The sequence below is a fragment of the Ornithinimicrobium cryptoxanthini genome, from assembly GCF_023923205.1.
GTDB lineage: Bacteria > Actinomycetota > Actinomycetes > Actinomycetales > Dermatophilaceae > Ornithinicoccus > Ornithinicoccus cryptoxanthini.
Window position 1 is genome coordinate 953,755 of sequence record NZ_CP099490.1, and the last position, 25,262, is coordinate 979,016.

Here is a 25,262-nt window from a genome sequence, read left to right on the forward strand (position 1 = left end):
ACGCAACCTCAACAACACAGGATGGGATACCTGACTCGTGGATCTTTTTGAGTATCAAGCACGCGACATGTTCGAGGCACATGGTGTGCCAGTGCTGGCAGCGGAGGTGATCACGGACCCCGCCGACGCAGCCGCTGCAGCGGAGCGGATCGGCGCCGCCAGCGGCGGGGTTGTTGTCGTGAAGGCCCAGGTCAAGACCGGCGGGCGCGGCAAGGCCGGCGGCGTCAAGCTCGCCAAGAGCCCCGAGGAGGCCACGGCCGCGGCCGAGCAGATCCTTGGCATGGACATCAAGGGCCACACCGTCAACGCCGTGATGATCGCCCAGGGCGCCAGCATCGATGAGGAGTACTACTTCTCGGTGCTCCTCGACCGCGCCAACCGTTCCGTGCTTGCCATGTGCAGCAAAGAGGGCGGCATGGAGATCGAGCAGCTGGCCGTCGAGCGTCCCGAGGCACTCGCCCGCATCCCCGTCAACGCGCTCGCAGGCATTGATGCAGCCAAGGCCCGCGAGATCGTGGAGGCTGCCGGGTTCACCAGCGACCAGGACGCGATCGCCGACGTGATCGTCAAGCTCTGGGGCGTCTATCAGAACGAGGACGCGACGCTGGTCGAGGTGAACCCGTTGGTCAAGACCACTGACGGTCAGATTATTGCCCTGGACGGCAAGGTCACCCTCGATGAGAACGCTGAGTTCCGTCACGAGGACCATGCTGCACTGGAGGACAAGGCCTCCACCGACCCGCTTGAGGCCAAGGCCAAGGAGATGGGCCTCAACTACGTCAAGCTCGATGGTCAGGTCGGCATCATCGGCAACGGTGCTGGTCTCGTGATGAGCACCCTGGACGTCGTTGCCTATGCAGGTGAGCAGCACGGCGGCGTCAAGCCCGCCAACTTCCTCGACATCGGGGGAGGCGCTAACGCGAAGGTCATGGCCAACGGCCTCGACGTCATCCTCGGCGACGAGCAGGTCAAGGCGGTGTTCGTAAACGTCTTTGGAGGCATCACGGCCTGCGACGAGGTCGCCAACGGCATCAAGGGCGCCCTGGAGATCCTCGGAGACAGCGCCACCAAGCCCCTAGTGGTCCGCCTCGACGGCAACAATGTCGACAAGGGCCGCGCAATCCTGGACGAGCTCAACCACCCGCTCGTGACCCAGGTCGACACCATGGACGGTGCGGCCGACAAGGCCGCTGAGCTGGCGAACGCCTGAGACCGGGAGACACACGAACATGACGATCTATCTCAACAAGGACTCCAAGATCATCGTCCAGGGCATCACCGGTGGCATGGGCTCCAAGCACACCGAACTCATGCTCCTGGCCGGCTCCAACATCGTCGGCGGCGTCAACGCACGCAAGGCGGGCACCACCGTCACGCTCAACGATCAGAATCTGCACGTCTATGGCACCGTCAAGGAGGCCATGGACGCCACTGGGGCGGACGTGTCGGTGCTCTTCGTGCCCCCGGCGTTCACCAAGGACGCGTGCATCGAGGCCATCGACGCCGAGATGCCGTTGATCGTGGTCATCACCGAGGGCGTGCCGGTGAAGGACACCGCTGAGGTCTTCGCCTATCTCGAAGGCAAGACGACCCGCATGATCGGCCCGAACTGCCCCGGCGTCATCTCCCCAGGGGAGTCGCTGGCCGGCATCACGCCGCACACCATCGCGGGCAAGGGGCCCGTCGGTCTGGTTTCCAAGTCGGGCACGCTGACTTATCAGATGATGTATGAGCTGCGCGACTTCGGCTTCACCACCGCGATCGGCATCGGTGGTGACCCGATCATCGGCACCACGCACATCGACGCGCTCGAGGCATTCGAGAACGACCCGGAGACCAAGGCGATCGTGATGATCGGCGAGATCGGTGGCGACGCGGAGGAGCGCGCAGCCGAATACATCAAGGCTCACGTGACCAAGCCGGTCGTCGGCTATGTCGCGGGGTTCACTGCTCCAGAGGGCAAGACCATGGGCCACGCCGGTGCCATCGTCTCTGGTTCGTCCGGCACGGCCGCAGCCAAGCAGGAAGCGCTCGAGGCGGCTGGGGTCAAGGTTGGCAAGACTCCCTCGGAGACGGCAGAGCTGATGCGCCAGATCCTGCAGGACCTCGACGCCTGAGCCGCTAGGACTCGCTTGGCCCCCGACCGCTCCCCTGGTGTCGGTCGGGGGCCAAGTGTTTTTCGGCTGAAGTTGAATCCGCCGAGGGACCGATCACCTATCAGAACGGTGGTGGGTCGTCGTGGGGGTCGGTCCACGGCCCGTGCTCGCGGTCGTCCGGGTCACCGGCGCCATCGCTGACGTCGTTGTCGTGGTCGTGGTCGCTGCGGGTGGCCTGGTGGCGCTCGTGTTCGGCTCGGGTGGTGTCGGGGGCGGGGCGGTAGGCCCGTTGTCCGTCGGGGCCGGTGTGGGTCAGGGTGATCTGGTCCCAGCCGGTGAAGTCGTCCTCGAACCCGGGGTTGTCTTCACGGGCTTCGAAGGGTGATCCGGGGGGCCGGTAAGACAGGGCCTGGTAGATCGCGGCGTCAATCGCGTCGCCCATCGTCGCCCCGGCGGCGATCTCCTGGTCGATCTGGGTCTTCGCCGCGGTCAGGAGCTTGGTGTACTGGCGGTAGTCGTGAGCCTTGGTCGTGTAGATCCGGCCCAGCAACGTGGTCCAGGTGACGTCACGGTCGGCGTTGATGATCGCGTCGACGTCTTTCTTGGTCTTCTTGTCGTGGTGGGTAGTGCTCAGGGCCATCGCGTTGGCCTCACAGGTGTGGCCACCGGTGGTGCCGTACTCCTGGACGTGATCCAGCTGGGAGATCTTGGCGGGTTTGACGCAGCCGGGGGCGCGGCAGAACCGGTCAGCGGCGATGATCTGGGCCCGCATCGTCGCATCGAAGCGGTAGGCGGTGATCGAGCGTTCCAGGCACCGGCCGGTGGCCGGGTCGGTCAGCAGGCGGTGCAGCGTGGAGCCGGGCACCAGGGCCAGGTCACGCACCTGTGTCGGGGACAGGAACAGTGAGTCGCGCCCGACGACCTCACCGACACCGACATCGGGTAGGCGGATCTGCTCATCGACCAGGCCGTAGGGATCATCAGCATCAGCATCAGGGCCGGCATCAGGGTGGTTCGGGGCTTGCTGGTCGGGTGGGGCCCCGTCAGCGCTGGGGCCCGGACGGTCGCGGTGGTGGTGAGCGGCGGGGTCGGGACAGGGTTGTCCCCCCAGGCCGGGACCTGGTGGGTCCGCGGGCGTCTTCGCGGTGGCCTCGCAGGTGCAGGTGCAGGTGCAGCCCGGCCCGCCGGGACCTTCGTGACCTTCGGTGCTGTCGGTGGTGCCGTGCTGGGCGGCGAACGCTGCTGGGATCGGGGTCCCTGCGGGGTCGGTGCCGAGGAGGGTGGTGAGGGGGACGATGACATCGAGGGTGGCGGCGGGGAGGCCGGACAGGACCCGGGCCAGCTGTTCGGACTGTTCGATGGTGACCTGGTCGGGGTCGTCGGGGATGGCTGAGAGGTCGACTGTCCCTTTCAGCAGGAGGGCGGTGGCGATCGCGCACCGGAGCTGACGCTGGCTGCGTGGGTCGCCCAGGGCGCGGGCCCTACGGGCGGCGGCGTCGATCCGTTCGTTGATCGCGGTCCCCTCTAAAGGGGTGGTCCCGATCATGAAGGTGCCGGTGCCGTTCTCATCGAGCATCAGGTGGGTGTCGGCGTTGGCTTTCGCGGCAGCGTCAGCCTCTTTCTGCTTCTCGGGGTCTTGGGCGTTGACCCGGGCGATCTCGCGTTTCAGGGCACGGTAGAACTCCTTGTGCCGCCACGGGCCACCCAGAAAGCTCCCGGCGGAGTCGAGGCGTTCGGTGACCGCAGCGCCCGGGTCGGCGCCGAAGAAGCCGTTGGCGATCGCGGCCCCGTCCTCGTGAGCCATGCCGGTGCAGGCCCGGTAGTAGCGGCGCACCAACCGCCAGGACGACTCACCACACCTCAGGGAGTGGTGGACCGGGCCGGCGACCTCGGGTGCGGCGTTGGCGACCGAGACCAGGTCGCGGACTTCGCTGACACCCCACCCGATGCCTGCCTCGATCTCTGCGCAGGTCTTCGACTTCGCCCGCGCACGCCACAGCTCCTGCTGGGAAGCAGAAAGGTCGTCCGAGCTGGTCGCGCCTTTCTCGAGCAGCAGCAGCTTGCCGTGCACCCAGGTCAACTGATTCGTCGCCGAGAGGACGACCGACTCCAGGTGCCCGGCCACGCCGGTCAGGGACTCGATCGCCCTCAGCAGGTCACTGCCGCGCTCCACCAACTGCGGGGCCTCAGACGTGCTCGGCCGCTCGGCGACGGTCGCACAGGCCAGCGACGCACGCGTCAACGCCTCCGCCGCCCCAGGCTCGACACCGAGGTCAGTCAACGCCGCCCGCAGCCGCTGCTCAGGGTCCTCTGGTGGTGTCGCGTCGGCGGGCCGCGGGGCCGCGTCGTCGGGCTGCGGTGCGTCGTCAGACAGCGGTGTCGCGGCCGCTGCCTCCGGCACGATCGGCGGCAACGGCCAGGTCCCACGCCAGAGCCCGTCCCGGCCTAGCTCCAGCCCAGGGGTAGCGCTCAACAACCGCTCCAGCCGGTCGGCCAACACTTCGGTCGACATCGCTACCCCCTCCCAGACGAACCATGCTCTCCAACTACCAACCACTTTAGAACAGATGTCTGACAGTCGCTGCCGGGACGCGCCACTAGGCTGTGGATGCACGTTCAAAGCACGGTTTGTCGAGAGTCATTTTGTGGATGCCGGTGAGTCCTGCCGCCCCGTCCGGCTCACCCGGGTGACGATGGGCCTGCCATGACAATCCTGGACCGCGCCGCCACCCGTCGCACTGACACCCGTCCAGCCGATGCCGCCACCCTGGTCGATCGGCTGCGTGCCCTGCTGCTCGCGGCGATCGCGGGACTGCTCGCGGTCGTGATCTCCTGGGTGACGATCACCATCCCGGCCGCTGTCGCCTGGATCTCCGACGAACGCAGCTCGACGTCCTTGTGGCAGACCGGCGGGATCGGCATCGACCTGTGGGCGATGGCGCACCGGGCCACCGTCGAGGTGGGTCAGACCCAGGTCGTCCTGGCACCGTTGCTGCTCACCCTGGTGCCCGTGCTGGCCTGCTGGTATGCCGTGGGCCAGGTGGTCGTGGACCGGCCGGACGTCCGGGGCGAGGTCTCAGACGTGTCCGGCTGGCGCTCAGCCTGGGCTGCCCTCGGTGCCGGCGAGCTCCTGGCGTTTGTCGGGGGTTATCTCGGTTCCGGCCTGCTGCTCTGCTCCCTGGCCGGGCTGGGGCAGGCGCCCGTGGTGGTCGCCAGCGCGGTGCCCGGGCTGCTCCTCGTGCCTCTCGTCGCGATCGGGCTGAGCCTGTGGCGCGAGCACCGCCGACAGGAGCACCCCACGCTCGACCTGGGGCTTCGCTGGGTGGAGCTGCACACCCCGGTCCTGCTGCGTCGCGGGCTGCGTCCGGCGATCCAGGCCCTCGGCATACTCCTGGTCGGCTCACTGCTCGTGGTCACAGCCCTGCTCGTGGTGCGGATGGGCCGTGTCCTTACCCTCTATGACGCCCTCGACGCCGGGGTGGTCGGCAGCACCGTCCTGACCATCGGCCAGCTCTTCGCTCTGCCCAATGTGCTGGTGTGGGCGCTGGGTTGGACCACCGGAGCCGACGTCGCGGTCGGGACCGTCCAGGTCGGCTGGGTCGAGTCGACCGCCGGAGATTTGCCGCTGATCCCGATGCTGGCTGCCCTGCCGGAGCCGGGCACCCTGCCTCCGGGACTGTGGCTGGCGGTCCTGCTGCCGATCTTGTCCGGTGCCTGGTTGGGCTATCGCAGCGCCCGCGCGGCCCCGCGGCTAGCCTCCTGGTGGACCAAGGCGCAGATCGCGCTCTCCGCCTGCGTAGGCGTCACCCTGGTGATGCTCCTGCTCAGCTGGCTCGCCCTGGGCGGCATGACCCCGGGGTTGCTCGGCCGCGTGGGCACCGCCCCGTTGGTCGTGGCGGGCGCCCTCGGGCTGGAACTGCTCGCGGGCGCACTGACCACGCTCACCCTGTTGCACCTCCTGCGCTCCCGCCGACTCTGACCGGCAGCCCACCGCAGCCTGACCGGCAGTCCGCAGCAGCCTGGACGCTCACCTGCACATCGAGTCACACGCCGCGGCTGCCCCAGATCGACGGGTTATCGTCGTCCCCGTGAGCACACCGGGCAACGACAGGACGGCCGGCCCCTCGGCATACCCCGATCCTGTCCGGGTGCTCGTCCTGGTCTCGGGCACCGGGAGCAACCTGCAGGCGCTGATCGACGCAGCCAAGGACCCGGCGTATGGCGTGGCGATCGTTGCCGTCGGAGCCGACCGCCACGACATCGAGGGTCTCGAGCGCGCCCGCCGACACGACATCACCACGTTCGTCTGCCGGGTCTCGGACCACCCTGACCGCGCCGCGTGGGACCGCGAGCTCGCCCGCCAGATCGGCGCGCACCACCCCGACCTGGTCGTCTCGGCAGGATTCATGAAGATCCTGGGTGAGCAGGTGCTGGCCGGGCACACCGTGGTCAACACCCACCCGGCCCTGCTGCCGGCCTTCCCCGGTGCCCACGCGGTCGCCGACGCCCTGGCCTACGGTGTGCGGGTGAGCGGATGCACCGCCCACCTCGTCGACAGCGGCGTCGACACCGGCCCGATCCTCGCGCAGCGTGCCGTCCCGGTCGAGGACGGCGACACCGAGGCAACCCTGCACGAACGCATCAAGACCGTCGAACGCACCATGCTGGTGGACGTCGTGGGCCGCCTGGCCCGGCACGGCCACACCGTCACCGACAGGAAGGTCACCTTCTCGTGAACGCAACGCAGGACACCGAGGGCCGGCGCCCGCTCCGCCGCGCGCTGATCTCCGTCTATGACAAGACCGGGCTCGAGGAGCTCGCCCGCGGGCTGCACGAGGCGGGCACGCAGCTGGTGTCCACGGGCTCGACCGCGGCGCGCATCGAGGCCACCGGCGTCCCGGTGACCAGGGTGGAGGAGCTCACCGGCTTCCCGGAGTGCCTGGACGGCCGGGTCAAGACGCTGCACCCGCGCGTGCACGCCGGTCTGCTTGCCGACACCCGCAACCCCGACCACCTGGCCCAGCTCGAGGAGCTGGACATCGAGCCGTTCGACCTGGTGGTCGGCAACCTCTATCCCTTCACCGAGACCGTCCGCTCGGGCGCTTCCCCTGACGAGTGCGTCGAGCAGATCGACATCGGCGGCCCCTCGATGGTGCGGGCCGCGGCCAAGAACCACGCCTCGGTGGCCGTGGTGGTTGACCCCTCGGCATACCCCGACGTCGTGGCGCGCGCGTCCGGTGGCGGGTTCACCCTGGCGCAGCGACAGGCGCTGGCGGCCCAGGCCTTCATCCACACCGCGACGTATGACGTGCACGTCGCGTCCTGGATGGGCAACGTGCTGACCGACACCTCCGACGGCACCGGCTTCCCGGCCTGGATAGGCGCGACGTGGGAGCGAGCTGATGTGCTGCGCTACGGAGAGAACCCGCACCAGCGGGGCGCCCTCTATCGCAACGGCTTCGAGCCCGTGCCCTCGCTGGCGCAGGCAGAGGTGCTGCACGGCAAGGCGATGTCCTTCAACAACTATGTGGATGCCGAGGCCGCACGCCGCGCCGCGCACGAGCACGGTGACGTGCCGACGGTGGCGGTCGTCAAGCACGCGAACCCGTGCGGGGTCGCGACGGGCAGCGACATCGCCGAGGCGCACCGCAAGGCGCACGCCTGCGACCCCGTGTCTGCCTATGGCGGCATCGTGGCGACGAACCGCGCCGTGACCGCTGAGCTCGCTGCCCAGGTCGCCGAGATCTTCACCGAGGTGGTCATCGCACCGGACTTCGCCCCCGAGGCCCTGGAGATCCTGCAGGTCAAGAAGAACCTGCGCGTGGTGCGCGCGGCCTCGCCGCAGGCTGGCGGCCTCGACACCCGCAACATCGGTGGCGGGCTGCTGCTGCAGTCCCGCGACGGGATCGACGCCGAGGGGGACAACCCGGCGAGCTGGACGCTGGCGGCGGGGCCGGCTGTGGATGAGGCGACCCTGGGCGACCTCGCGTTCGCGTGGCGTTCGGTGCGCTCCGTGAAGTCCAACGCCATCCTGCTGGCCCGCGACGGCGCCAGCGTGGGCATCGGCATGGGTCAGGTCAACCGGGTCGACTCGTGCCGCCTTGCGGTGGAGCGGGCCGGCGCGGAACGAGCCGCTGGTTCGGTCGGCGCCTCGGACGCGTTCTTCCCCTTCGCCGACGGCCTGCAGATCCTGCTCGACGCCGGGGTGCGCGCGGTCGTCTCCCCGGGTGGGTCGATCCGGGACGAGGAGGTTGTCGCCGCCGCGGAGGCGGCCGGCGTCACGCTGTATTTCACCGGCACGCGCCACTTTGCCCACTGACGAGGCGAGACCGGTCAGGATAAGGGACCTGTCCGGGAGCGACCTCGCGACGGCTGGACGTGCCACGAGGACGAGGCGCGGACCTGGAGACCTGGGTCTGGCGCTGATCGCAGCCTTCGTGTGCGGCGTGATCCTCGCGGTGCAGTCCCGGATCAACGGCGACCTGGGCACCTTCCTGCCGGCCCTGACGGCCGCCTGGCTGAGCTTCTTCGTGGGGCTGCTGGCCATCGCGCTGCTGTGGGTGACCCGGCGGTTCCGGCGCAACATCGCGACGGTGCGTGAGGCGGTGCGCGAAGGCTCGTTGCCCGTCTGGCAGCTGTTCGGCGGCTTCGCCGGTGGTCTGGTCGTGGCCACCCAGACGTATGCCGTGCCGCTCGTGGGCGTCGCGACGTTCCTGATCGCCCTGATCGGCGGTCAGACCGTCAATGCCCTTCTGGTCGACCGGCTGCGGCTGGGCCCGGCCGCCCCGCAGCTGATCACCCCGGCCCGCCTCGCCGCTGCAGGGCTGGCGGTGGTGGGGGTGACGGTCGCCGTGACTCCCGGGATCCGGGAGGGGAACTTCCTGTGGCTGCCGGTCACGCTGGCTTTCCTGGTGGGCATGTCGACGGCGGTGCAACAGGCGACGAACGCGCGGATCACGGCGATCAGCGGCGACCCGACCGTGACGGCCTTCGTCAACTTCACGATGGGGTCGGTGCTGCTGGTCGTCATCGGTGCCTGGACGGTCCTGCCGGCCGGCTGGCCGGACCTGCTGAGCATCCCGTGGTGGGCCTGGACCGGTGGGGTGCTCGGCGTCTTCTTCATCATCCTCGCGGCCTGGGCCGTGATGCACAGCGGCGTCCTGCTGTTCGGCCTGGTCACGATCACCAGCCAGATGGGCACCGGGGTGGTGCTCGATCTGCTCGAGCCGGCCACCCGGGACAGGGTCGGCGCACAGATGCTGCTCGGCATCGCGCTCACCGTGGTCGCCGCCGGGTGGGCCGCGCTGGCGCGCGCCCGGTCCCGCCGCTCCAGTCGCTGACCTCGTGGGGCAGGTATGACCTCGTGGGGGGCAGATATAACCTGTGGGCGAGCGTCCATAGACTGCGGGGCATGACTGCTCGCATCCTCGACGGCAGGGCCGCGCTCAGCGCCATCAAGTCGGACCTGACGACCCGGGTCCGCGCGCTCCGCGACCAGGGCGTGGTGCCTGGGTTGGGGACCATCCTGGTGGGGGAGGACCCCGCGAGCACCTGGTATGTCAACGCCAAGCACAAGGACTGCGCCGAGATCGGCGTCACCTCCATCCGCCGCAGTCTGCCGGCCAGTTCCACCCAGGAGGACGTCGAGGCGGTCGTGGACGAGCTCAACGCCGACCCGGCGTGCACCGCGTTCCTGGTGCAGCAGCCGACCGGGCTCGACGAGTTCGCGGTCCTGTCCAGGATCGATCCGGCCAAGGACGTCGACGGCCTGCACCCCATCAATCTCGGCTCCCTGGTGCTGGGCGAGCCAGCGCCCCTGCCGTGCACGCCCTGCGGTGTGGTGGAGCTGCTGCGCCGCCACGAGGTCGAGATCGCCGGGGCGGAGGTGGTCGTCGTCGGGCGCGGCCTGACCGTCGGGCGACCGCTCGGACTGATCCTCACCCGGCGGTCTGAGAATGCCACGGTCACGCTGTGCCACACCGGGACCCGCGACCTGGCCGCGCACACACGGCGGGCCGACGTCATCGTCTCCGCTGCGGGGGTGCCCGACCTCATCACCGCGGACATGGTCCGTCCTGGTGCCGCCGTGCTCGACGTGGGCGTGGCGCGCCGAGACGGCAAGATCGCCGGAGACGTCGCCGCAGAGGTGGCGCAGGTGGCCGGCTGGATCTCACCCAACCCGGGCGGGGTCGGCCCGATGACCCGCGCCATGCTGTTGGTCAACGTCGTCGAGGCGGCCGAGCGGGCAGCCCGGGCCGCGGCGTGAGTGATGACGTGAGCAAGGACGCTCGCGACCACCGCGGGTCCGACGAGGCCAGCCCGAGGCCCCGGCGTCCGGCCAACTGGGGGAACCAGCCGTTGGGGCTGTGGTGGGTCCTGCCGATCGGGCTCACGATCGCGATCGTGGTGCTCTTCCAGGCCGGCGTGCGGCCCGCCGGCTACACCATGGCCGGGACGCTGGTCGTGGCGGCCATCGCGCGCCTGGTGCTCCCGCGGGAGGCAGTTGGCGGCCTGCTGGTGCGCTCGCGGTCCTGGGACGCGCTCACCCTGGTGGTCCTCGCGGTCGCGGTCACCGTCATCAGCGCGACGCTCGTCATCCCCTGAGCCGCCACCGCCCCGAGTCCAACTACCCTGAGCCGCAACCACCCCGCGCCCCACCACCCCCGAGCGCACGAGACCCGCCGAGCTGCCTGGCGGCATACCGGCGGGCGTGCGTGGGAGGGAGCGCAGCGGAGCAGGTCCCGCCCACGGGATCAGATCAGGCCGAGCTCCGTGACCGCCGCACGCTCCTCGTCCAGCTCGGCGGCGGAGGCGTCGATCTTGCCGCGGGAGAACTCGTCGATCTCCAGGCCCTGGACGATCTCCCAGCGACCGCCGGAGGTGGTGACCGGGAAGGAGGAGATCAGACCCTCGGGCACGCCATAGGAACCGTCCGATCGGACCGCCATCGACAGCCAGTTGCCCTCGGAGCTGCCCTGCAGCCAGTCGCGGGTGTGATCGATCGTCGCGGACGCGGCGGAGGCGGCCGAGCTGGAGCCGCGTGCCTCGATGATGGCGGCGCCGCGCTTGGCGACGGTCGGGATGAAGGTCTCCTCCAGCCAGGCCTGGTCGTTGATGACCTCCGTCGCGGGCCGGCCACCGATCTGTGCGTGGAACAGGTCGGGGTACTGCGTGGCCGAGTGGTTGCCCCAGATCGTCATGTTGCGGATCTCGGAGACCGGGACCCCGGCCTTGGCGCAGACCTGAGCAAGGGCCCGGTTGTGGTCCAGGCGGGTCAGCGCGGAGAACCGCTCGGTGGGGATGTCCTTGGCGTTGCTCATCGCGATCAGGGCGTTGGTGTTGGCCGGGTTGCCGGTCACCGTGACGTGGATGTCGTCGGCGGCGTGGTCGTTGAGCGCCTTGCCCTGGACCGTGAAGATCGCACCGTTGGCCTCGAGCAGGTCGCCGCGCTCCATGCCCTTGCTGCGGGGGCGGGCGCCGACCAGAAGCGCCACGTTGGCACCGTCGAAGATCGTGTTGGGGTCGTCGCCGATCTCGACGCCGGCCAGCGTCGGGAAGGCGCAGTCGTCGAGCTCCATCACGACACCCTCAAGGGCCTTGAGCGCCGGGGCGATCTCGAGCAGCCGCAGCTGCACCGGGGTGTCCGGACCGAAGAGGTCACCGCTGGCGATGCGGAACAGGAGGCTGTAGCCGATCTGGCCGGCCGCGCCGGTCACTGCAACCTTGACGGGAGTGGTGTTCACGGTGCTCTTCCTTTTCGTCCGGGGCGGTGTTCACGGGTGACGTTAGCACCGCCGAGCTCGTATGCCGGAGGCCCGGGGAAGGTGGTCTCGCTCACGTCCTCGTGCGGCCGGGACAGCGGCCCTGGTGCCCGGTGTCCCCGGTCCGCGATAGCCTGAGGGCTGCCGGTGGCCCTGGGGCGACCGAGCGTGATGCGGCCGTGTCGACGGCCAACCCCTATCGATCACAGGAGCCAGCAGGCATGGAGAAGATCAAGGTCGCCAACCCGATCGTCGAGCTCGACGGCGATGAGATGACACGCATCATCTGGCAGTTCATCAAGGACCGGCTGATCCACCCCTACCTGGACGTCGACCTGAAATACTTCGACCTCAGCGTCGGCAAGCGCGACGAGACCAACGACCAGATCACCGTCGACGCCGCCCACGCCATCAAGGAGCACGGCGTCGGCGTGAAGTGCGCGACGATCACCCCGGACGAGGCACGGGTCGAGGAGTTCGGCCTCAAGGAGATGTGGAAGAGCCCGAACGGGACGATCCGCAACATTCTCGGCGGTGTGATCTTCCGCGAGCCGATCATCATCTCCAACGTCCCGCGCCTGGTGCCGGGCTGGACCAAGCCGATCATCATCGGTCGTCACGCCCACGGTGACCAGTACAAGGCGCAGAACTTCAAGGTGCCCGGTCCCGGCACCGTCACCATCACCTACACCCCCGCCGACGGCGGCGAGCCCGAGGTCCACGAGGTCGCCGAGTACGGCGACGACGGTGGCGTGGCGATGGGCATGTTCAACTACAACGACTCGATCCGGGACTTCGCCCGCGCCAGCATGAACTACGCGCTGGACCGTGGCGTCCCCTGCTACCTGTCGACCAAGAACACCATCCTGAAGGCCTACGACGGTGCGTTCAAGGACATCTTCCAGGAGGTCTTCGACGCGGAGTTCAAGGAGAAGTTCCACGCCGCGGACCTGACCTACGAGCACCGCCTGATCGACGACATGGTCGCCGCGGCGATGAAGTGGGAGGGTGGCTACGTCTGGGCCTGCAAGAACTACGACGGTGACGTGCAGTCCGACACCGTGGCCCAGGGCTTCGGCAGCCTCGGCCTGATGACCTCCGTGCTGATGACCCCGGACGGCAAGACCGTCGAGGCCGAGGCGGCACACGGCACCGTGACCCGCCACTACCGCCAGCACCAGCAGGGCAAGCAGACCTCCACGAACCCGATCGCCTCGATCTTTGCGTGGACCCGCGGCATCTCCTACCGCGGCAAGATGGACAACACCCCCGAGGTGACGGAGTTCGCCGAGACCCTCGAGCGGGTCTGCATCGAGACCGTCGAGTCGGGCAAGATGACCAAGGACCTCGCGCTGCTCATCGGACCGAACCAGAAGTGGCTGACGACCGAGGAGTTCCTCGCCGCGATCGACGAGAACCTCCAGAAGGCCATGGCCGCCTGACCACGGCGCCTGGTCAGCCCCAGGAGGGGAGCTGGGGCAGCGGGTGGTGGCTGGTCAGTCCGTGCTCGACGCCGCGGGCCAGCCAGAACAGCAGGTCGGCGGGGTGCCCGTGCACCTCGTTGCCCCCGCCGTGGATGTGCCAGCGACGGTTGTCGGTGCCGATCAGGGTCAGTGGGGGAGCGCCGGCGCGGACCCGCTCGACCGCCTCGGTGATCCCGGCGCGCACCACCTCCGGAGGCACGTGGGCGAAGGTGAAGCCGAGGTCCAGGTCGACGTGGTGATAGGTCACCTCGCGCAGCCGCATCCACGGCACCCGGTCGCCGGGGGTCGGGCGACCAGAGGCGATCCGCACCTCAGACAGGTCGGTGCGCCCGCGCAGTGTCTCCACCCGGCTGCGGAAGGCGTTGGACGCGGCGACGACGTCGGCGCGCAGGCGCGGCAGCGGCTGGCGGGCGCCCTCCTCGATGTCCTGGTCGCGCTGCTCGGGGGAGGAGTATGCCGGGTGCTCGCGACCGCTGGTGGCCCACTGCACCAGGTGCTGCAGCCCGTCAGCGTTGCGGGCCACGTGGGCCAGGACGTGGGCGCGGGTCCAGCCGTCACACCGGCTCGACTCGTGCAGCTGGGCCTCGGTCATCCTGGCCATCGTCACGGCCAGGGCGCGATCGGCGTCGGCGAGCAGGTCGATCGCGCGTCCAGCGGAGAGCTTTCCCTCGGTCATCATTCCTCCATCGCAGCCGGCTCCTTCCTTGATGCTCCCGCTCCGACGCGTCTCCCGCAAGGGCGCCGAGCCGAGGGAGCACCCTGCCGCGCGTCAGCCGGCGTCGGTGGCCCCGACGGCCCGGGTGACGAAGTCCGCGAGGTCGGCGGACTGCTGGAGCCGGGACGGCTCGTGGACATACATCATGTGGCCGGCGTCGTAGTAGCAGTGCTCGATGTTGTCCTGCAGGGCAGCCGGGATGTCCAGCTGGGCCAGCACCTCCCGGGCGGCATAGAAGGGGGTCGCCCCGTCATACCAGCCATAGGCGACGTGGACTCTGAGGTGCGGGTTGGCTCGCATCGCCCTGGCCAGACGAGGCGTCACATCCACCGACCGCCCCTCGAAGTCGGAGTAGGACCAGGGATGGACGCGGGTCGAGATCTGCTCGTAGTGCAGGTCCGACTCATAGCCGAGGTCGGCGCGGACGTGGTGGTTCCAGGCCGCGGCATAGGGGCCGGCGATCGCGTCGTGGCTCGGGTCCGCATCCATCGTCTCGGCGTTGCCCGCGGCGGCCGGTCCGGTGAACCTCGAGTCCAGACGTCCCACCACGAGTCGCTGCCCGCGCAGCAGCTCGGTGAAGAAGCGGATGTGCTCGATCCGCAGGTCGGCGCGGTCGACCCACTCCGGGTCAAGGCCGGTGAGCCCAGCCAGCCGCTCGACGTGCTCGGCGCGTTCTCCGCCGGTCAGCCGGACGCCTCGGGTGAGGGCGTAGGGGTAGTCCCTGTCGGCATACTCCTGCGCCTCCCGCACGACGGTCGACAGCGCCTTGCGACCGTGCCTGCCGTGGTAGTGCGCGACCGCCGCATAGGTCGGCAGGAAGCCGACGAACGCACGATCCGTGTCCGGTTCGTGCAGGCCGATCGACCCGAGGTCGAGCACCGATGAGATCAGCATGATGCCGTTGAGATACATGCCGTAGCGGGACTGCAGGTGGTCGGCCAGCGCCGCCGCCCGCAGCGTGCCGTAGGACTCGCCCGCCAGGAACTTCGGCGACAGCCAGCGCTCGTGGCGGGCCGTCCAGAGCCGGATGATCTCGCCGACGGACTCGATGTCGGCGGTGAAGCCGTGGTAGCTCTTGGCCCGACCACCCTCGACCGCCCGGGAGAAGCCGGTCGAGACCGGGTCGATGAAGACCAGGTCGGAGACGGTCAGCAGCGACTCGGGGTTGTCCACGAGGGCATAGGGCGGGGGGAGCAGCTCGCCGACGTCGCCCATCTGCACGCGACGTGGACCCAGCAGGCCCAGGTGCAGCCAGACGGAGGACGAGCCGGGGCCGCCGTTGAAGGCGAAGGTCACCGGTCGCGCGGCCGCGCCCTCGGGACGGTCCAGCACGTAGGACGTCAGGAAGACCTCGGCCCTGGCCTTGGTGCCCGTGAAGACGTCGTCCTCGAAGACCTCTTCGCGAAGCACGACGCGCCCGGTCGTGGCCGTGTAGTGCAGATCCTCACCACCGACCCGGAGCGTATGCCGTGTGGTCACCAGGTCGTCCTTGGGCTCGACCGGCTTCGTGGTCGGGGCAGGCTCCGTGGTCGCGGCGTGGGTGTCGCGGCCCTCGTCGCTCGACTCGGAGGGCACGGGTGCGGTGGGGGTCGTGTCGTCGGTCTGCGCCATGGCCCTGACTCTATGCGGGGCACTCGGAGTATGGTCCTGCACGTGAATCAGCAACCTGAGGAGGAGGTGACGGTCGGCGTAGCGCTGCCGGTGCCGGAGCCGTGGGGGCGCCAGGTGTGGCAGGCGCGGTTGGGCTATGGGGAGACGTCGGCAGAGCACATCCCGACGCACGTGACCCTGCTGCCACCGACGGTCACCACCGTGGCAGCGGTCGAGGCGCTCCTGGCCCACCTGGAGCAGGTCGCCGCCGAGCACGCGCCCTTCCAGATGGTGCTGCGCGGCACCGGCACCTTCCGCCCTGTGTCCGACGTCGTCTATCTCCAGATCGCCCGTGGGGTGTCCTCCTGCGAGCTGCTCGAGCGCGCCGTGCGCAGCGGCCCGGTCCACCGAGACCTGGACTTCACCTATCACCCGCACGTGACGGTGGCCCACAACCTGCCGCACGACGTCCTCGACCGCGCATTCGAGGAGCTGGCGGACTTCTCTGCCGAGTTCTCCGCCGACCGGCTGGTGGCCTATGTGCACCACGGGGACGAGGTCTGGCGTCCCCTGGTCAGTTTTCAGCTGCAGGGGTGGCGCTGAGCTGCCGGGTCTGAGATGAGACCGCTCAGGCGACGGCGGCCCGGTCCCGGCCCATGGCGCGGGCGTAGTAGCCCAGCAGCTGCTCGGTCAGCGCCGGCCAGGAGCGCGTCTCGACCCTGGCTCGGCCCGCCAGCCCCATAAGGGTCCGCTCGCTCTCGCGCTCCGGGCCAGCCAGACGTGCCACGGCCTCGCGCAGCGCACCCTCCCGGTCCGGGTCGAAGAGCAGGCCGGTGCTCCCGTGGTCGATCAGGTCGAGCGGGCCACCGCTGGCCGGCGCGATGACGGCAAGGCCCGCTGCGGCAGCCTCCTGCAGGGTCTGTCCGAAGGTCTCGCGTGTGCCGGTGTGCACGAAAAGGTCGAAGGCGGCATAGCTGCGGGCCAGGTCGAGGCCCTCCTGCCGGCCGAGCAGCACGACTCCGGGGAGCTGGTCGCGCAGCAACTCTGCGCTGGGACCGTCACCGACCAGGACGATCTGGGTGTGGGGCAGGGAGTTGAGCTCGGCGAGGCGGTGCAGCTCCTTCTCCGGCGCCAGACGGCCGACATAGCCCACGATCAGCTCACCGTTCGGCGCCAGCCGCCGTCGCAGCGCGTCGGTCTCGGCATCGGCCCTGCGGTCCGGGTGGAAGAGCGTGGAGTCGACACCTCGACCCCACAGGGCGACCCGGGGCACGTCGTGGCTGGCGAGGTCCTGGAGCGCGGCGGAGGACGGTGCGAGGGTCAGGTCGGCCTGCGAGTGGATGCGCCGGATCCAGCGCCAGGCCGCGCGGGCGGTCAGGTCGCCGATCGGCCCCGAGTGCTGGCGGATGTAGCTGGGCATGTCGGTCTGATAGATCGCGACCGACGGGATGCCGAGACTCCGGGCGGCGGTCAGTCCGCGCCCACCCAGGACGAACGGCGAGGCCACGTGCACCACGTCGGGTCGGAACCGGTGGAGCACCGTCTCCAACTCGTAGGACGGCAGCCCGACCCGGAACTGACGGATCGGGAGGCTGCTGACGGTGTGGACCGGGAACCCGGCGTAACGCTCGGGCGCCGCGGTGTCGGCCCACGGCGTCGTCCCGGGCGCGATGACGAGAGCCTCATGGCCACCGTCCCGCAGGCTCTCGAGCACCTTGCAGACACTGGTGGTGACACCGTTGAGGGCGGGCAGGAACGACTCGGTGACGATGGCGACGCGCACGTGCTCCAGCGTGGGGCCCTCTGGTGCCGAGAGGGCGACGTCAGGGGTGGTGTCGGGTGAGCGGGAGGTGACCAGTGGGTGCCCCAGCGCGTCCCGCAGCTTCCGGCGGGGGGCCCGGTGGGCGGCACCGCTCACGTCAGGTCCTCGCGACCGGAGCTCTGCAGGGTTGCCACGATGCCCTTGACGTCCTGGACCCGCTCGCGGGTGGTCACCAGGAGCGCGTCCGGGGTGTCCACCACCACGATCCCCTCGACACCCAGGGTGACCACGGTCCGACCGCCGTGCGCGGCGACGAGACCGGTGCTGTCCTGGGAGACGACCTCACTGCGGGGGCCCAGGACCCGAAGTCCGTCGGGGGACTCCTCCAGCAGTGAGGCCAGCGAGGCGAAGTCGCCCACGTCGTCCCAGGAGAAGTCGGCCGGGACGACCGCCACCCGACCGGCATCTGCCGCGGGCTCGGCCACGGCGTGGTCGATGGAGATCTTGGTCAGCGAGGGCCACACCTCATCCAGACGGGTGGGCTCGAGAGCGATCTCCCGCAGACCCCTGACCAGCTCAGGGTGCCAGGTGCCGAGCAGCTCCAGCAGCACGCTGGCGCGGACCACGAACATGCCGGCGTTCCAGAGATAGTCCCCTGACTCGACGTAGCCCTCGGCCCGTGCCCGGTCGGGCTTCTCCACGAACTGCTCAGCCAGGCGAGCGCGCTGCGCGCCGCCCGGGGGCCAGGGGTCACCCACCTTGATGTAGCCGAAGCCGGTGGCGGGATAGGTGGGCCTGATCCCGAGCGTCACCAGCGCCCCCGAGGCGGCCGAGGCTACGGCGTCCCTGATGCAGGACTGAAAGGCCTCCGGGTCGGTGATGACATGGTCAGCGGCGAAGGAGCCGATCACCGCGTCCGGGTCGCGCCGCTCGAGCACCGCCGCGGCGAGGCCGATCGCCGGCATGGAGTCGCGTGGGCTGGGCTCGACCAGCACCTGGTCGGCCGGCAGGTCGGGCAGCTGCTCCCGGACCGCGTCGGCGTGTCGCACCCCCGTGACGACGAGCAGTCGCTGCCCGGTGAGGGGGGCCAGCCGGGTCACCGTGTCCTGCAGGAGCGAGTGCCCGCTGCCGGTGAGGTCGTGCAGGAACTTCGGCGAGGACCGCCGGGACAGGGGCCACAACCGGGTGCCGGAGCCGCCCGCCGGGATGACGCCCCAGAAGTGCTCCATGTCCGCTTCACCACTCACCTTGCCAGCATAAGGTGGCCGGCGTGACCCCGTCCGACACCGACCTGCGCACGCGCGCCCTGTCCCTCGGCTACCGCCAGGTGGCGCGTCGCGCGTTCTTCCGTGTCGGCGGAGGCGACGCCGAGGCCGCCCACCACAGGGCGTTGGAGGCGGTGGAGGCGCTCGGTGCCCGCAGCTGGGCGGTGGAGGCGCTGTCCCGGACGCTGCGTCAGGAGCGCAGGCCGGTGCACCTGTGGGGGCTGACCTTCCCCAACCGCGTGGGACTGGCTGCCGGCATGGACAAGGATGGTCGTGGCGTGCGCGCCTGGGGGGCGCTCGGCTTCGGGCACGTCGAGCTGGGCACCGTGACGGCCCACCCGCAGGCGGGCAACGACCACCCGCGGCTGTTTCGGCTCCCGTCCAGCCGTGCCGTCATCAACCGGATGGGATTCAACAACGCCGGGGTCGCCGCCCTGGCGCAGCGGCTGCGTGAGGCACGCGAGGAGGGCGCGATCGGCATACCCATCGGTGTGTCGATCGGCAAGACCAAGGTGACGCCTCTGGAGGAGGCGGTCGAGGACTACCTGACCTCGGTCCGGGCGCTGCACGGGCTGGCCGACTACCTGGCGGTCAACGTCTCCTCGCCCAACACCCCCGGTCTGCGGGGCCTGCAGGACGCCCGGCCACTGGCGGAGCTGCTGACGGCCGTGGTGGGGCAGACGCGCGCCCTGGCAGGCGGCGACCGACCCACGCCGGTCCTGGTCAAACTGGCACCCGACCTGTCCGACGGGGCGCTGGACCAGGCCCTGGAGGTGGCCGTCGGTGCCGGCGCGGCAGGGCTCATCGCGACCAACACCACCATTGGCCGCCAGCACCTCGCCCCCGTCGACCGGGCCGTGGCCGACCAGGAGGCGGGGGGGCTCAGCGGGGCACCGCTGACCCGCAGGGCCCACGCGGTGGTGACCCGGATCCGGGCGGCCACCGAGCTGCCGGTGATCGGGGTCGGCGGGGTGATGACAGCCGACGACGCGGCGCGCCTGCGTGACGCGGGCGCTGACCTCGTGCAGCTCTACACGGGGCTGATCTATGCCGGGCCGGCGCTCGTGCGCCAGGTGGCGGCGCTGCCCTGACGGGAGTTCTTAGAAGTCGTCCTCGGGCGGCGCGCCCAGCGCCGAGTGGCGGGTCTTGTTGGGGGACACGACCCGCTTGGCGGAGTGCCGCGTCTTGAGCGGGGACGGGCCTGCAGCCTGCTGGCCCATGGGGACGAGGTTCACGGCCTCGTCGACGGCCGGTTCGACCGGCACCACACCAAACACCCCGTCGAACGGGGAGCCGGTTGTCGCATCAGGAGTCATCGTCTTACGGTAGCGAGCCGGTGCCGGGCTGTCACGGTCTTTTTTTGGGGGCTTGTGGTCCGGGACCAACCAGAGTCACTCCTCCTCACCCGAAAACCCTCGCGTGGACCGGGCAAAGGTGCCACGATGGGGTCGTGCGCATCGCGGGTCGCGGGACCTCAGTGTCATGGATCCCTTCGGAGTCCGTCTCAGGATGGCTCAAGGGCGGTTTTGACCTGCACCTGTCCCACTACGACGCGCCACCGACCGACCACGTGGCCGACACCGCTGAGGTCGAGGCGATGCGGGCCGACGACAGGTTCCGTTTCGCCAACGTGATCAGCGGCTGGGCCGACTTCTCGAACGGGCGACCGGTGGGCGGCTGGGCCGAGGAGTCGGGCCTGCTGATGGGGTCGACGACGGTGCGCCTGGCGGTGGGGCGGGCCACCTTCCTGGGCTACTCCCTGCCCGCCCTGCGGGAGATCGCCGTGCCGGACGACGACACGGTGGTGCTCACGCAGACGGTGGGTGGTCGCACGGGGGTGCCGCTGCCGCGCCCGGTCAAGCACCCGCCCTATGTCCGGTGGCAGGCACCGATCGTCTGGACCACCCTGGCGCTGACCCTGCGGCGGGACGGGAGCTCCGAGGTGGCCCTCGTCGGCGCCAGCGCCTTCCCCCGGCACTGGGTCTATGACGGGCGGGGTGCGATCAGCGCAAAGAGCGCCGTCACCGACCTGAAGAACTGGATGGACCACTCCTTCGGGCCGCGCACCCCGTGGGGCAACCAGGACTCCGAGGCGCTGGTCGTGGCCGCGGAGTCGGCTATCGAGCGGCAGCTCTCCGGCGAGATCATGAGTGGCAAGGCCGGAGAGCGACCCGAGATCCGCGTGCTGCAGGAGGGCCACCTGCTCACCCGTCAGGGCGATGTCGATGACCATGTCTTCCTCGTGCTCGATGGCGTCCTGGACGTGCTGGTGGACGACGAGCAGGTGGGCGAGGTCGGTCCGGGTGCCGTGCTGGGCGAGCGTGCGGTCCTCGAGGGTGGGCTGCGCACCGCCACGGTGCGGGCGCGCACCCGGGCCCGGGTGGCCCGCATCCCGGGCGCTGCGCTGGACAGCAGCAGCCTGCAGGAACTGGCGGACGGGCACCGCCGTGAGGACGGGTCGGACCGGATGGACGGGTCGGGCGGGATGGACGTGGCGGACGGATCTGGCGGGGCGGGAGCGCCGGGGGAATGATCCGGTGTCGACAGCAGCCGAGCTGACCCTGCCCGAGGGCACCATCACGATGCTCTTCACCGACATCGAGGGTTCGACGGTGCTGCTGCAGCGGCTGGGGGCGAGCTATCGCGACGTGCTGAGCCAGCAGCAGCGCATCATGCGGGCGGCCATCCAGGAACACGGCGGGCACGAGATGGGCACCGAGGGCGACAGCTTCTATGTCGTGTTCTCCTCGGCCACAGCCGCGGTGCGGGCTGCCGTCGAGGCCCAGCGTGCTCTCCTGGGCGTGTCGGTCGGGGGAGGTCACCTGCGGGTGCGGATGGGGCTGCACACCGGTGAGCCGGACCGCCATGAGGGCGGCTATGTCGGCCTCGACGTCCACCAGGCCGCTCGCGTCGCCGCGGCTGCCAACGGTGGGCAGATCGTGCTGACCGAGGCGACCTGGTCGCTGGCCGACGGCCACGTGACCGAGACCGTGCGCGACCTGGGGTGGCACCGGCTCAAGGACATCCAGGAGCCGGTCCACCTGCTGCGGCTCGTGGTCCCCGACCTGGTGGACGAGGACCAGCCGGTGCGCACGATCGGGGTCCCGGCCAGCCTGCCCCACCCCGCCACCTCGTTCGTCGCGAGGGAGGAGCTGATCGCGCACGTCGACGGCCGGTTGCGCGAGCCCTCCATCCGCTTCATCACCCTGGTCGGGCCGGGCGGGGTCGGCAAGACCCGGCTGGCCATCGCCATCGCCGAGCGGAGCGCCGCCTGGGTGCGCGACGGCGTCTTCTTCGTCGGGCTGTCCGAGGTCCGCACCAACGAGGATGTCTGGGCCGCGATCGCCGACACGATCGGGGTGTCGGCAACAGACCGGGAGCCGACCGCGCTCCTGGCCTGGTTGCGCGACCGCAGCGTGCTGCTGGTCCTGGACAACCTGGAGCAGCTGCCACAGGTGCACCAGGTTGTGGCCCGGCTCGTCGCGGAGACCGTCACTCCCGAGCTCCTCGTCACCTCGCGCCGGCCCGTGCACGTCAGTGCCGAGCAGCTGGTGCCGGTGCCCCCACTCGATCTGTCCGATGCGGTGGAGCTGTTCCTGCAGCGGTTGGCGGCGGTGCGCCCAGGTGACCCCGGGGACCTCGCGGTGGTGCGCGAGCTGTGCGAGCGGGTGGACGGGATCCCGCTGGCGATCGAGCTGCTTGCGGCCCGGGGCCAGGTGCTGAGTCCGGCCGCCATGCTGGAGCAGTTCACCGACGGGCTCGACCTGCGCAGCCGCACCGTCGACCTGCCGGCGCGCCAGCGCTCGCTCACGGCGGTGCTCGACTGGAGCCATGAGCTGTTGGCACCGGCTGCGGCGACCGGCTTCAGGCGCCTCGGTGCCATCTCCGGCGTGTTCGGTCTGGCAGCCGCCACGGCCGCGCTGGACATGAGTGAGAACGAGGCTCTCGATGTGCTTCTGGACCTCGTGGAGGCGAGCCTGCTGATGAGCGTGGAGGCACCTGGCGGTGCACCGGAGTTCCTGATGCTGCGTGTCGTCGACACCTATGCCAGCCTCCTGCTCGAGCAGGACGAGGACGAGCTGGCGGCCACCCGGTCGCGACTGACGGCACACGTCCAAGAGTGGGCCGCAGAGACCTCCGGTGAGCTGCGCAGCAGGACCCATCTGGCCGCGCGAGACCGCATCGATCGCCGTCAGCAGCTGATCCGTCGGGTGCTGGCAGATGCGCTGGCACCGGGGAGCCCGGACGCGGTCCTCGGTGTGCAACTAGCCGCCGACCTGATCACCTACTGGTACACCTGCGGCTATGAGACGGAGGGTGGTCGCTGGCTGTCCCTGGCGGCGCAGGCTGCCGAGCGACTGGATGACGCGCTGGAGGGGACGGACCGGGTGGCGGTCACCAGAGCCCTGCACGGCCTGGCGATCATCCTGCTGCAGCAGGGCAGGCTGGCCGAGGGGGAGGCGCTGTTGCGCCGCTGCCTGGCGGCCTGGCGCGCTGCCGGTGACCTGGGTCGGGCCAGCGTCGAGCTCAACAGCCTTGCACTGGCCCGGCGGTCACAGGGCGACTCTGCGGAAGCAGGCGAGCTGTTCCGCGAGGCGATCGAGCTCGCCAGGGCGTCGGGCGAGGCCGGTCTGCAGATCAACGCCATGTCAAACCTGGCGCTGCTGGAGCTGGATCGTTGGTCTCCGGCAGAGGCACTGCCGCTGCTGCGGGAGGTGCTGGTACTGGACACCCAGGCGGGCGACCCGTGGGGGATCAGCGCTGACCACGTGAACATCGCGACCGCCCTGGTGCTCGCCGGCGAGACCGCAGAGGCCCGCGCGGTGCTCATGGAGCACGGGCCGACCGGACTGGAGCTCGGCGACACCGACCTGGCGGTCGAGATCGTGGAGAACCTGGCCTTTGTCTGTGCAGCGGAGGGTCGGGACGAGGTGGCTGCGGCGATGTTCGGCGCGGCCCGCGACGCCCGGGAAGCAGCACGGCTGCCACGGGTGGGACCCGACCTGGACCGGCTCGATGCCCTGCTCGCGCCCGCTCGGACCCGGTTGGGGGCCCGGTGGGAGAGTGCCGTGGCGGCTGGCTCGGGGCTCTCGCTCACGGAGGCGTTCTCCCTCGGCGTGGACGCCGACGGCTCCGACGATCGGGGTCGCGCAGGGTGAGGCGGTGTCGGGAGCAGCCACCGCAGGAGATGGGCGTGCGAGGCGGTGTCGTGGCGGGGGTAACCTGACGGGCGGACCATCCACCAAGACCCAGGACCCTGACTCGCGTGACGTTGCACACCACCCCACCAGCTTCCGCTCCTCTGCCGACGCCAGAGGCTCTCGTTGAGGACGTCGTCGAGTGGGTGGAGACCCACCGCGGCGAGATCATCGCGCTGCGCCGTGACCTGCACGAGCACCCCGAGGTCTCCTGGCAGGAGCACCGCACCACCTCAGTGGTCATCGAGCGCCTCGAGGCGGTCGGCGTGATGGTGACCTCCATGGCGGGCACGGGGGCGATCGCCGACCTGGGAGCGAGCGAGCCCCGGGTGCGCATCGCGCTGCGGGCCGACCTGGACGCGCTGCCGCTGGACGAGGAGACCGGCTTGCCGTTCGCCTCGCGGCAGCAGGGGGTCTGCCACGCGTGCGGCCACGACGTGCACACCGCGGGCGTGCTGGCGGCGGGCCTGGCGCTCGCCTCCCTGCAGGACCGGCTGGAGAGCATGGGGGTCGGGGTGCGGCTGATCTTCCAGCCCGCAGAGGAGTCGATCCCAGGTGGTGCGCACAAGGTCGTCGAGGACGGCTGGCTGGAGGGGGTCGACCGTGTCCTGGCGGTCCACTGCGACCCGTCGATCGACGTGGGGACCATCGGGCTGAAGGTCGGGCCGATCACGGCTGCCTCGGACTCGGTGCACGTGACCCTGACCGGTCGTGGCGGGCACACCTCGCGGCCGCACCTGACGCAGGACCTGACCTATGCCCTCGGCAAGGTGATCACGGAAGTGCCGGCGGCGCTGTCCCGCCGGATGGACCCGCGCTCGGGCACCGCCCTGGTGTGGGGTGCGGTGCGTGCCGGGACGGTGGCCAACGTCATCCCCTCGCGCGGAGAGGTTGTCGGGACACTGCGGATGCTGGACTCCGAGACGTGGGTCACGACCGGACCGCTGATCGAGGAGATCGTGCACGCCGTCGTCAGTCCCTATGGCGTCACGGCCGAGGTCCGCCACGTGCGAGGCGTTCCGCCGGTGGACAACGACGCGGCCTCGGTCGCGGCGATGACTGCCGCAGTCGGTTCGGTGCTCGGCCCCACCGCCGTGGTGCCGACCCGGCAGTCCCTCGGCGGTGAGGATCTCGGGTGGCTGCTCACCGACATCCCTGGCGCGATGGCCAGGCTCGGGACCCGCACGCCCGGCGGCCCAACCCATGAGCTGCACCAGGGCGACCTGATCGTCGACGAGGAGTCGGTCCTCATCGCCGGCAAGTTCCTCGCTGCCGCGGTGCTGAGCTCGGTCGGCCCCGATGGCCTGCTCTGACGGGCACCTGTGTGGCCAGAGTGGCGCAGGTGGCTGATGGTGTTACCAGTGGGACGTTTGACATGCGGAAGGTCACGA

The 25,262-nt window shown here is 70.2% G+C and carries 21 protein-coding genes; 14 read left to right on the forward strand and 7 right to left on the reverse strand.

Going from position 1 to position 25,262, the window contains the following annotated elements:
• Nucleotides 1-37: 37 nt before the first annotated feature.
• Nucleotides 38-1,210 carry an ADP-forming succinate--CoA ligase subunit beta gene (sucC, locus tag NF557_RS04540; protein ID WP_252622061.1) on the forward strand — a complete coding sequence of 391 codons (1,173 nt, stop codon included), beginning with the start codon at nucleotides 38-40 and terminating at the stop codon, nucleotides 1,208-1,210.
• 19 nt (nucleotides 1,211-1,229) lie between these two features.
• Entirely contained in the window at nucleotides 1,230-2,117 is an 888-nt protein-coding gene (sucD, locus tag NF557_RS04545; RefSeq protein WP_252622064.1) for a succinate--CoA ligase subunit alpha, read from the forward strand.
• Between the two features lie 100 nt (nucleotides 2,118-2,217).
• Here the strand turns inward: sucD and NF557_RS04550 are convergent, their stop codons facing one another.
• Nucleotides 2,218-4,608: a hypothetical protein gene (locus tag NF557_RS04550; protein WP_252622067.1), complete on the reverse strand. Its 2,391-nt coding sequence runs from the start codon at nucleotides 4,606-4,608 to the stop codon at nucleotides 2,218-2,220.
• Between the two features lie 192 nt (nucleotides 4,609-4,800).
• Between NF557_RS04550 and NF557_RS04555 the strand changes: the two genes are divergently transcribed.
• The 6 genes from NF557_RS04555 (at nucleotide 4,801) to NF557_RS04580 (ending at nucleotide 10,700) form a co-directional block, all read left to right on the forward strand.
• Nucleotides 4,801-6,075, forward strand: coding sequence for a cell division protein PerM (locus NF557_RS04555; protein ID WP_252622069.1), 1,275 nt, complete (start codon nucleotides 4,801-4,803; stop codon nucleotides 6,073-6,075).
• Between the two features lie 109 nt (nucleotides 6,076-6,184).
• Nucleotides 6,185-6,832, forward strand: a complete 648-nt coding sequence (purN, locus tag NF557_RS04560; protein ID WP_252622071.1) for a phosphoribosylglycinamide formyltransferase — start codon at nucleotides 6,185-6,187, stop codon at nucleotides 6,830-6,832.
• The gene (gene purH, locus NF557_RS04565) at nucleotides 6,829-8,415 is read left to right on the forward strand and encodes a bifunctional phosphoribosylaminoimidazolecarboxamide formyltransferase/IMP cyclohydrolase (RefSeq protein WP_252622073.1); all 1,587 of its coding nucleotides are present in this window, start codon (nucleotides 6,829-6,831) and stop codon (nucleotides 8,413-8,415) included. Before purN ends, purH begins: the two co-directional genes overlap by 4 nt.
• On the forward strand, nucleotides 8,324-9,436 hold the full coding sequence (locus tag NF557_RS04570; RefSeq protein ID WP_256840940.1) for a DMT family transporter: 1,113 nt from the start codon (nucleotides 8,324-8,326) through the stop codon (nucleotides 9,434-9,436). Before purH ends, NF557_RS04570 begins: the two co-directional genes overlap by 92 nt.
• Nucleotides 9,437-9,507: 71 nt before the next feature.
• A complete protein-coding gene (locus tag NF557_RS04575) occupies nucleotides 9,508-10,362 on the forward strand; it encodes a bifunctional methylenetetrahydrofolate dehydrogenase/methenyltetrahydrofolate cyclohydrolase (protein WP_252622076.1) in 855 nt (284 codons plus the stop codon).
• An 8-nt stretch (nucleotides 10,363-10,370) separates the two neighbouring features.
• Nucleotides 10,371-10,700 (forward strand): DUF3017 domain-containing protein, encoded by a 330-nt coding sequence (locus NF557_RS04580; RefSeq protein ID WP_252622078.1) that lies wholly within the window; start codon nucleotides 10,371-10,373, stop codon nucleotides 10,698-10,700.
• 149 nt (nucleotides 10,701-10,849) lie between these two features.
• Here the strand turns inward: NF557_RS04580 and NF557_RS04585 are convergent, their stop codons facing one another.
• A complete protein-coding gene (locus NF557_RS04585; RefSeq protein ID WP_252622080.1) occupies nucleotides 10,850-11,839 on the reverse strand; it encodes a malate dehydrogenase in 990 nt (329 codons plus the stop codon).
• A 239-nt stretch (nucleotides 11,840-12,078) separates the two neighbouring features.
• On the opposite strand from NF557_RS04585, the gene NF557_RS04590 reads away from it, so the two are divergent.
• Nucleotides 12,079-13,299, forward strand: a complete 1,221-nt coding sequence (locus tag NF557_RS04590) for an NADP-dependent isocitrate dehydrogenase (RefSeq protein ID WP_252622081.1) — start codon at nucleotides 12,079-12,081, stop codon at nucleotides 13,297-13,299.
• Nucleotides 13,300-13,312: 13 nt separating this feature from the next.
• Here NF557_RS04590 and NF557_RS04595 read toward each other — a convergent pair whose 3' ends face one another.
• Together NF557_RS04595 and NF557_RS04600 are read right to left on the reverse strand one after the other, a co-directional pair.
• Nucleotides 13,313-14,020, reverse strand: a complete 708-nt coding sequence (locus tag NF557_RS04595; protein ID WP_252622083.1) for a maleylpyruvate isomerase family mycothiol-dependent enzyme — start codon at nucleotides 14,018-14,020, stop codon at nucleotides 13,313-13,315.
• A gap of 90 nt (nucleotides 14,021-14,110) precedes the next feature.
• A complete protein-coding gene (locus NF557_RS04600; protein ID WP_252622085.1) occupies nucleotides 14,111-15,667 on the reverse strand; it encodes a S10 family peptidase in 1,557 nt (518 codons plus the stop codon).
• Nucleotides 15,668-15,709: 42 nt separating this feature from the next.
• Between NF557_RS04600 and NF557_RS04605 the strand changes: the two genes are divergently transcribed.
• Nucleotides 15,710-16,249 (forward strand): 2'-5' RNA ligase family protein, encoded by a 540-nt coding sequence (locus NF557_RS04605; RefSeq protein ID WP_252622087.1) that lies wholly within the window; start codon nucleotides 15,710-15,712, stop codon nucleotides 16,247-16,249.
• A 25-nt stretch (nucleotides 16,250-16,274) separates the two neighbouring features.
• Here the strand turns inward: NF557_RS04605 and NF557_RS04610 are convergent, their stop codons facing one another.
• Together NF557_RS04610 and NF557_RS04615 are read right to left on the reverse strand one after the other, a co-directional pair.
• A complete protein-coding gene (locus tag NF557_RS04610) occupies nucleotides 16,275-17,564 on the reverse strand; it encodes a glycosyltransferase family 4 protein (RefSeq protein ID WP_342454508.1) in 1,290 nt (429 codons plus the stop codon).
• A complete protein-coding gene (locus NF557_RS04615) occupies nucleotides 17,561-18,637 on the reverse strand; it encodes a mannose-1-phosphate guanylyltransferase (protein ID WP_252623925.1) in 1,077 nt (358 codons plus the stop codon). The genes NF557_RS04610 and NF557_RS04615 overlap by 4 nt, the downstream gene beginning before the upstream one ends.
• Nucleotides 18,638-18,678: 41 nt before the next feature.
• On the opposite strand from NF557_RS04615, the gene NF557_RS04620 reads away from it, so the two are divergent.
• Complete coding sequence (locus NF557_RS04620; protein ID WP_252622088.1) at nucleotides 18,679-19,764, forward strand: quinone-dependent dihydroorotate dehydrogenase; 1,086 nt, start codon at nucleotides 18,679-18,681, stop codon at nucleotides 19,762-19,764.
• A 9-nt stretch (nucleotides 19,765-19,773) separates the two neighbouring features.
• On the opposite strand, the gene NF557_RS04625 is transcribed toward NF557_RS04620, so the two are convergent.
• Complete coding sequence (locus NF557_RS04625; protein WP_252622090.1) at nucleotides 19,774-19,989, reverse strand: hypothetical protein; 216 nt, start codon at nucleotides 19,987-19,989, stop codon at nucleotides 19,774-19,776.
• A 161-nt stretch (nucleotides 19,990-20,150) separates the two neighbouring features.
• On the opposite strand from NF557_RS04625, the gene NF557_RS04630 reads away from it, so the two are divergent.
• From NF557_RS04630 to NF557_RS04640, 3 genes are all read left to right on the forward strand, one after another.
• Nucleotides 20,151-21,206, forward strand: coding sequence for a cyclic nucleotide-binding domain-containing protein (locus NF557_RS04630; RefSeq protein WP_252622092.1), 1,056 nt, complete (start codon nucleotides 20,151-20,153; stop codon nucleotides 21,204-21,206).
• 4 nt (nucleotides 21,207-21,210) lie between these two features.
• Complete coding sequence (locus NF557_RS04635) at nucleotides 21,211-23,832, forward strand: tetratricopeptide repeat protein (RefSeq protein WP_252622094.1); 2,622 nt, start codon at nucleotides 21,211-21,213, stop codon at nucleotides 23,830-23,832.
• Between the two features lie 107 nt (nucleotides 23,833-23,939).
• Nucleotides 23,940-25,184 carry an amidohydrolase gene (locus NF557_RS04640; protein WP_252622096.1) on the forward strand — a complete coding sequence of 415 codons (1,245 nt, stop codon included), beginning with the start codon at nucleotides 23,940-23,942 and terminating at the stop codon, nucleotides 25,182-25,184.
• Nucleotides 25,185-25,262: the final 78 nt, after the last annotated feature.